Source organism: Mesorhizobium sp. P2_E9 (assembly GCF_056403815.1).
Window position 1 is genome coordinate 610,995 of the sequence record NZ_JBFUET010000001.1, and the last position, 6,454, is coordinate 617,448.

A 6,454-nucleotide genomic window follows, 5' to 3' on the forward strand; every position below is an offset into this window, starting at 1 on the left:
CAATCTCCCCCACGTGGGGGAGATGTCCCAGGACAGAGGGGGGCGCGACAGAACGCGACCTAACAAAAGACGGAGAACCACAATGGAAACCATCGGTTTCATCGGCCTCGGCATCATGGGCGCGCCGATGGCGGGGCATCTGCTGGATGCCGGCTACAAGGTCATCGCCAGCGATCATCGCTCCAAGCCACCCGCCGATCTCGTCGCCAAGGGCCTGAAAACAGCCGCCGGCCATGCGGCCGTGGCCAAGGCGACCGACATCATCATCACCATGGTGCCCGACACGCCGCAGGTCGCCGATGTGCTGTTCGGCGACAACGGCGTTGCCTCCGGCTTGTCCAAGGGCAAGCTGGTCATCGACATGAGCTCGATCTCGCCGATCGAGACCAAGACCTTCGCCAAGAAGATCAACGATCTCGGTTGCGATTACCTCGACGCGCCGGTTTCGGGCGGCGAGGTCGGCGCCAAGGCGGCGTCGCTCACCATCATGGTCGGTGGCGAGGAAAGGGCCTTCGAACGCGCCAGACCCGTGTTCGAGAAGATGGGCAAGAACATCACTCTGGTCGGCCCCAACGGTGTCGGCCAGACCACCAAGGTCGCCAACCAGATCGTTGTCGCGCTGACCATTGAAGCCGTCGCCGAAGCACTTGTTTTTGCTTCGAAAGCCGGCGCCGACCCGGCCAAGGTCAGACAGGCGCTGATGGGCGGGCTCGCAGCCTCGCGCATTCTCGAAGTGCATGGCGAGCGCATGGTCAAGCGCACCTTCGCGCCAGGCTTCCGCATCGAACTGCACCAGAAGGATCTCAACCTGGCGCTGGAGGGCGCGAAAGCGCTCGGCGTCTCATTGCCCAACACCTCGACCACGCAGCAACTGTTCAATTCCTGCGCCGCCAATGGCGGCGCCAAGGAAGATCACTCGGCTCTGGTCAGGGCGCTGGAGCGGATGGCGAATTTCGAGGTCGGCGGCGAAGCGGCCGAAGCCCGGGGCAAAGCAGCATAGGTCGGGAGAGGGCGGCGCAACGTTCCCAAGCCGCCACCTCTTGACCGTCGAAGAACGGGTTTCGGCGTCTGTCGCCGGGACCCGTTTCTCGTTTGCAGCAAACAGTCTGCTGTTTCCGGTTAGCCGTGCTTGAGGAAGGCCCGTGCGGCATAGAGACTGATCGCCGCGGCGTTCGACACGTTGAGCGAACGGATGACGCCGGGCATGTCGAGCCGTGCCAGCGTCGTCACCGTCTCGCGCGTCTTCTGACGCAGGCCCTTGCCTTCGGCCCCCAGCACCAGCGCGATCTTTTCTCCGGCAAAGCTCTTTTCGAGTTCGGCCGGGCCGTCCGAATCAAGCCCGATTGTGCGGAAGCCGGCCTCGTGCAGCTGGCCGAGCGCGTCGGCTAGGTTCTTCACCTCGATCTGGTCGATATGTTCCAGCGCGCCTGAGGCCGATTTCGCCAGCACGCCCGATTCCTGCGGGCTGTGGCGCGCGGTGGTGATCAGCGCGCCGGCGCCAAAGGCGACCGCCGAGCGCAGGATGGCGCCGACATTGTGCGGATCGGTGACCTGGTCGAGCACCAGCACCAGCTTGGTGTCGCCAAGCGCGTCGAGGCGCTTGGGCTTCAGCGGCTCCGCCTCGATAAGCACGCCCTGATGCACGGCGTCCGAGCCGGTGATTTTGTCGATGTCTCTGGGTTCGACCAGTTCGGCCTTGAAGGGCAGTGCGGCGAGATCGGCTATCTCGAGGCGCTCGGCCGCATTGCGCGTCACCAGCATTTTCCGGATCTTGCGGCGCGGATTGTCGAGCGCCGCCCGCACCGTGTGCAGGCCATAAAGTCGCACCAGGCCGTCGGCAGCGTTCTCGCCGGGCGGAACGGGTTGGCGTGGCTTGAATGCCGGTGCGCCACCGCTTTTCTCGTCGCGAAAGGCGCGGCGCAGATTGGCGTAATGGGTATCTTTCGGGGTGTTTGTCTTGTTGCTCATGGCCGGCTTCTATAGCTGTCTCCCGTTGCCAAGGATATGCCCTGTCGCCGCAGCCGGCGAACAACATCGAAAAAGCCTTCCTGCGCGGTTGACACCCAAAGGGCTTGCCGCCATAAGGCGCTTCGCTGGTTTCGGAGAAGACACAACTCGGGTCCGAATTGGCGCGAATGCCTCGTTGCATGGCTCCGGCGGCAGACTGGAGAGGTGCCCGAGTGGTTAAAGGGGACGGACTGTAAATCCGTTAGCTTAGCTTACGTTGGTTCGAATCCAACCCTCTCCACCACTGCCGGCCCGGAAGCCCTGAAACGTAAAAGCATCGGAGACGAAAAGCGCATGGCGCTTTTCGGGTGTATCCGATACTTCAGTACAAGGCGCGGGTATAGCTCAGTGGTAGAGCAGCAGCCTTCCAAGCTGAATATGCGGGTTCGATTCCCGCTACCCGCTCCAGACAACCGCTTAACACAGCGATGATCGCGGCCATCGAAACAATGCTTTAGATCATCGGCCGTCTGGGGGAGCGATGAGGCCATACTATTCGATAAACACGGACGGCACTTCCAGCACCAACCTCCAGTTGTATGCGCTGCTACAAGCGCGGCATTATTGGAACGAACTCGCTGCAAATTATCGTCAAGACAAGGAAGCTACCGAAAACTTGGTTGAGCGATGCGTTTTCATCGTCGCGACCTTAGGTCTGAGCGTTTCTCAGTTGCTTGGACAGAATGATCCGGCGCCGCTAACTGGGAAGTCTGCCAGTCCAAAAGCCATTTGGAAGCGTTTCGTAATCCAGCACGGCGTGACGGACGTCAGTACGGACGAATTCGAAAAGTTCATCGATATATATGACGCTTGTCGACACTTCGGGGTATCGCCAGACGGCTTGGGCCACGCCAGGCTAGAGCTGCTGGACTTTGAGGCTACTCGTAGATGGTACGAAGTGGTCTACAGGATATGGTTGGCAGTTATCAAAGCTCTGCGTGCGAATCCGCAGAATTTCATCGAAGAAATCGACGTTGAGGGGTTCAAGGCGTAAAGGCGCAGAAGGATTCGCCCAGCTTTTTGACCTATACGCCGGAACACTGCGCAATGTGCGCAGCGCTCCGATTCCGATCATGTCCTGTCGTGTCAGCTGTTGAACGCCGATGCCACCTGGTGCTGCTGTGGTACCTGGCCGTTCGGCGTCAGCTTGTCGACGATGCCTGGCAAAGCCGTGGACAACTGCTTGAGCAGTTCCCCCTCGTCCATTCCGGTCCGCTGTGCGATCTCGCGGATGACCTGCGGCCCAAGTGCTGCTCCGAGATCATTGGCGTTGATCGACTGGTTCTGCCCGGTGCCGACCCAGGAGTCCGCGGTGTTGCCGTGACCGGCATCCCTGAGCTTGTCGAGCAGGCCGCCCAGACCGCCGAGCAGGCCGCCGTCGCTGGCGGTGGTCCCGGCAGGAGTTGGCTCGGTTGGCGCGGGCGCTTGATCCGGCTGTTCGGCGCCTCTGCCGCTCAGCATTTTTCCGACCAGCAACGCGCCGAGCGCGATCATCAGCGGTTTGGTGATGTTGCCGCCGGGAACGGCGTTGTCAAAAAGTCCCATAGTGGATCCTCCATCTCAACCAAGCCCAGCCCGTCTTCAACAATGGCGCAATCGGGCGGAATTTCAAGCTGGCTTGAGGTTTTGACAATCATATGAAAATGTCGGGCTGGCGAGGGATGGAGAGGAAAAAATGGGTATCATCAGCTGGATCATTCTCGGCGCCATCGCCGGCTTCCTGGGCAGCAAGATCGTCAACAAGACCGGTCAGGGCCTGCTCATGGATATCGTGCTCGGCATTGTCGGCGCCATCGTCGGCGGCGTGATCTGCAGCCAGATTTTTGGCGTGGGTGTCACCGGTCTCAACATCTCCAGCCTGATCGTCTCAGTGGTTGGCGCGATAGTTGTGCTGTGGGCCTACCACCAGTTCAGCGGACGCCGGACGCTCTAAGCGTCAGCCGGATGATCTGAAGTTTCGGATTTTCGCTGAGGCAGGACCGGCTTCGGGCTTGCCTATGGCATCAGCACCGCATCGGCTGCGGCGAAGAAGTTCAGCGTTCCGGCGATACACCCCGCCCAGCCGACCAGCGACTTGCGAATGGCGGCCTTGTGCTCGGCGTCGGAGTTCTTGTTCTGGTCAAAATCGGTCATGGGGAAACTCCCTTGGCTGATTGATCACGGCATCGTCGGATAGACGATATATCGCCGAATAGACGATCAATCTGGCCTCGGCAACGGCAGAAACGGGCGCTCGGATGGCGATGCTACGCGACGACGGTCAGCCTACGCTTGCGCTGATCCAGCGATACGATGGTCAGCCCGCTGCCCACCACCAGCAGGATGCCGCAGACAGCCAGCGCATTGGGGAACTGCCCGAACACCAGCAGGCCCGAAATCACCGCCCAGACGGTGAAGCAGTAGTAGAACGGCACCACCGCGCTGGTAGGTCCGATGCGATAGGCCATGAAGATGAAGAAATGGCCGAAGATCAGGAAAAACCCGGCGCCTGCCATCAGCAGCAGGTGGCGCGCCTCGGGCATGACCCAGCGCTCGGAAACCAGATGCGCGGCACCGGCGCCGATCAATACCACCACCACGGCGGAAATCGCCACGATCATCCCTGGCACCTCTGCCGGCACACGCCGGCCGGCAAGGTCACGCGCGGCTGCCAGTGTGGCGTTGCCGAGCGCCAGCAGCGCGTAGACCGATATGCCTTGCATGGTCGGTTGCGCCACCATCAGCGCGCCGATGAAGCCGAGCCCGATCAGCGCCATGCGCTGGCCGCCGATGCGTTCGCCAAACAGGATCGACGAACCGACCAGCATCAGGAGTGGCGTGATTTGTCCGAGCGCTGTGGAATCCGCAATCTGCATGTTGGCGAGCGCCACGACGTAGCAAAGGATCGCCGCCATCTCGAGCAGGTTCCTGCGCAGCACATGGCCGTCGAAGATCAGCGGGATCTGTTTGCCGTAGCCGAGCAGGAACAGCAGCGGGAAGCCCCAGAGCGTTGCCGCGACCCCGCGTAGGAACAGCACTTCGTAGGACGGCAGACCTGCCGTTGCGAGTTTCATCATCGTGTCGTTGACCAGGTACGACCCGGTCGAGACGATCATGAACAGCGGGCCGCGGATCGAGGCAGGGATGAAATGCATGGGATCAGGAGATCAGACCTCGGCGGCCGCCGCAATGGGCCATCAACTGGCCGTGATCCAGACAGGGATTGGCGGCAAGAGCACTCAATGCAGGCCTCGATCGATCGGCCTGTCACCCATTTCATTTCACCCATCGCCTTCCTATATCAGCGCCACATCCCCGCAATCGGATCCCAGGTTCAGACTGAGCGAGACGGCACCCGGCCAAAAGACGCTTGTGTTTTTTGGCCTTTGTCGCTAATCGCCCCGCATTCGACTGAACTGAAGGTCAAGGCCGTCCAAGGAAAGAGACTATGGCAAAAGGTAAATTCGAGCGTAACAAGCCTCATGTGAACATCGGCACGATTGGTCACGTTGACCATGGCAAGACGTCGCTGACGGCGGCGATCACGAAGTATTTTGGCGAGTACAAGCGCTACGACCAGATCGATGCGGCGCCGGAAGAGAAGGCACGCGGCATCACGATCTCGACGGCTCACGTCGAATACGAGACGGCCAACCGCCACTATGCCCACGTCGACTGCCCCGGCCACGCCGACTATGTGAAGAACATGATCACCGGCGCCGCGCAGATGGACGGCGCGATCCTGGTCGTGTCGGCCGCCGACGGCCCGATGCCGCAGACCCGCGAGCACATTCTGCTTGCCCGTCAGGTTGGTGTGCCGTCGATCGTTGTGTTTTTGAACAAGGTCGACCAGGTCGACGACGCCGAGCTGCTCGAACTGGTCGAGCTCGAGGTTCGCGAGCTTCTGTCGAAGAACGAGTTCCCCGGCGACGACATTCCGATCGTCAAGGGTTCGGCGCTGGCTGCTCTTGAAGATTCCAACAAGACGATCGGCGAAGACGCGATCCGCGAGCTGATGGCAGCGGTCGACGCCTACATCCCGACCCCGGTTCGTCCGCTCGACAAGCCGTTCCTGATGCCGATCGAAGACGTGTTCTCGATCTCGGGCCGCGGCACGGTCGTGACCGGCCGCGTCGAACGCGGCATTGTCAAGGTTGGCGAGGAACTCGAGATCATCGGCATCCGTCCGACGACCAAGACGACCTGCACGGGCGTTGAGATGTTCCGCAAGCTGCTCGATCAGGGCCAGGCTGGCGACAACATCGGCGCGCTGCTGCGTGGCGTTGATCGTGAAGGTGTCGAGCGCGGCCAGGTTCTGGCCAAGCCGGGCACGGTGAAGCCGCACAAGAAGTTCGTGGCCGAAGCCTACATCCTGACCAAGGACGAAGGTGGCCGTCACACGCCGTTCTTCACCAACTACCGTCCGCAGTTCTACTTCCGCACGACGGACGTGACCGGCATCGTGTCG

The 6,454-nt window shown here is 61.2% G+C and carries 8 protein-coding genes and 2 tRNA genes; 6 read left to right on the forward strand and 4 right to left on the reverse strand.

Translation table 11 applies throughout. From position 1 onward, the window contains the following. The first annotated feature begins 22 nt into the window (after positions 1-22). Positions 23-1,000 carry a 2-hydroxy-3-oxopropionate reductase gene (locus AC1D05_RS03220; RefSeq protein WP_477438083.1) on the forward strand — a complete coding sequence of 326 codons (978 nt, stop codon included), beginning with the start codon at positions 23-25 and terminating at the stop codon, positions 998-1,000. A gap of 119 nt (positions 1,001-1,119) precedes the next feature. Here the strand turns inward: AC1D05_RS03220 and AC1D05_RS03225 are convergent, their stop codons facing one another. Beyond that, on the reverse strand, positions 1,120-1,968 hold the full coding sequence (locus tag AC1D05_RS03225) for a TrmH family RNA methyltransferase (protein WP_477438085.1): 849 nt from the start codon (positions 1,966-1,968) through the stop codon (positions 1,120-1,122). Between the two features lie 198 nt (positions 1,969-2,166). Between AC1D05_RS03225 and AC1D05_RS03230 the strand changes: the two genes are divergently transcribed. The 3 genes from AC1D05_RS03230 (at position 2,167) to AC1D05_RS03240 (ending at position 3,001) form a co-directional block, all read left to right on the forward strand. Next, positions 2,167-2,251, forward strand: a tRNA-Tyr gene (locus AC1D05_RS03230). Positions 2,252-2,341: 90 nt separating this feature from the next. After that, positions 2,342-2,415: transfer RNA gene (locus AC1D05_RS03235), tRNA-Gly, on the forward strand. A gap of 73 nt (positions 2,416-2,488) precedes the next feature. After that, entirely contained in the window at positions 2,489-3,001 is a 513-nt protein-coding gene (locus AC1D05_RS03240) for a hypothetical protein (RefSeq protein ID WP_477438087.1), read from the forward strand. A 92-nt stretch (positions 3,002-3,093) separates the two neighbouring features. Here AC1D05_RS03240 and AC1D05_RS03245 read toward each other — a convergent pair whose 3' ends face one another. After that, positions 3,094-3,552, reverse strand: a complete 459-nt coding sequence (locus AC1D05_RS03245) for a YidB family protein (protein ID WP_477438089.1) — start codon at positions 3,550-3,552, stop codon at positions 3,094-3,096. Between the two features lie 130 nt (positions 3,553-3,682). On the opposite strand from AC1D05_RS03245, the gene AC1D05_RS03250 reads away from it, so the two are divergent. Further along, positions 3,683-3,940, forward strand: coding sequence for a GlsB/YeaQ/YmgE family stress response membrane protein (locus AC1D05_RS03250; protein ID WP_477438091.1), 258 nt, complete (start codon positions 3,683-3,685; stop codon positions 3,938-3,940). A 62-nt stretch (positions 3,941-4,002) separates the two neighbouring features. Here the strand turns inward: AC1D05_RS03250 and AC1D05_RS03255 are convergent, their stop codons facing one another. Together AC1D05_RS03255 and AC1D05_RS03260 are read right to left on the reverse strand one after the other, a co-directional pair. Next, complete coding sequence (locus AC1D05_RS03255) at positions 4,003-4,140, reverse strand: hypothetical protein (RefSeq protein ID WP_477438093.1); 138 nt, start codon at positions 4,138-4,140, stop codon at positions 4,003-4,005. A 113-nt stretch (positions 4,141-4,253) separates the two neighbouring features. Beyond that, entirely contained in the window at positions 4,254-5,141 is an 888-nt protein-coding gene (locus tag AC1D05_RS03260) for a DMT family transporter (protein ID WP_477438095.1), read from the reverse strand. A gap of 293 nt (positions 5,142-5,434) precedes the next feature. On the opposite strand from AC1D05_RS03260, the gene tuf reads away from it, so the two are divergent. After that, positions 5,435-6,454, forward strand: a 1,020-nt coding sequence (gene tuf / locus AC1D05_RS03265) for an elongation factor Tu (protein WP_477438097.1), incomplete at its 3' end; no start/stop codon positions are given.

Excerpts from the sequence above, each read along its gene's own strand:
- AC1D05_RS03220 (WP_477438083.1), top strand. The coding sequence starts at position 23 with ATGTCCCAGGACAGAGGGGGGCGCGACAGAACGCGACCTAACAAAAGA.
- AC1D05_RS03225 (WP_477438085.1), bottom strand. The coding sequence starts at position 1,968 with ATGAGCAACAAGACAAACACCCCGAAAGATACCCATTACGCCAATCTG.
- AC1D05_RS03240 (WP_477438087.1), top strand. The coding sequence starts at position 2,489 with ATGAGGCCATACTATTCGATAAACACGGACGGCACTTCCAGCACCAAC.
- AC1D05_RS03245 (WP_477438089.1), bottom strand. The coding sequence starts at position 3,552 with ATGGGACTTTTTGACAACGCCGTTCCCGGCGGCAACATCACCAAACCG.
- AC1D05_RS03250 (WP_477438091.1), top strand. The coding sequence starts at position 3,683 with ATGGGTATCATCAGCTGGATCATTCTCGGCGCCATCGCCGGCTTCCTG.
- AC1D05_RS03255 (WP_477438093.1), bottom strand. The coding sequence starts at position 4,140 with ATGACCGATTTTGACCAGAACAAGAACTCCGACGCCGAGCACAAGGCC.
- AC1D05_RS03260 (WP_477438095.1), bottom strand. The coding sequence starts at position 5,141 with ATGCATTTCATCCCTGCCTCGATCCGCGGCCCGCTGTTCATGATCGTC.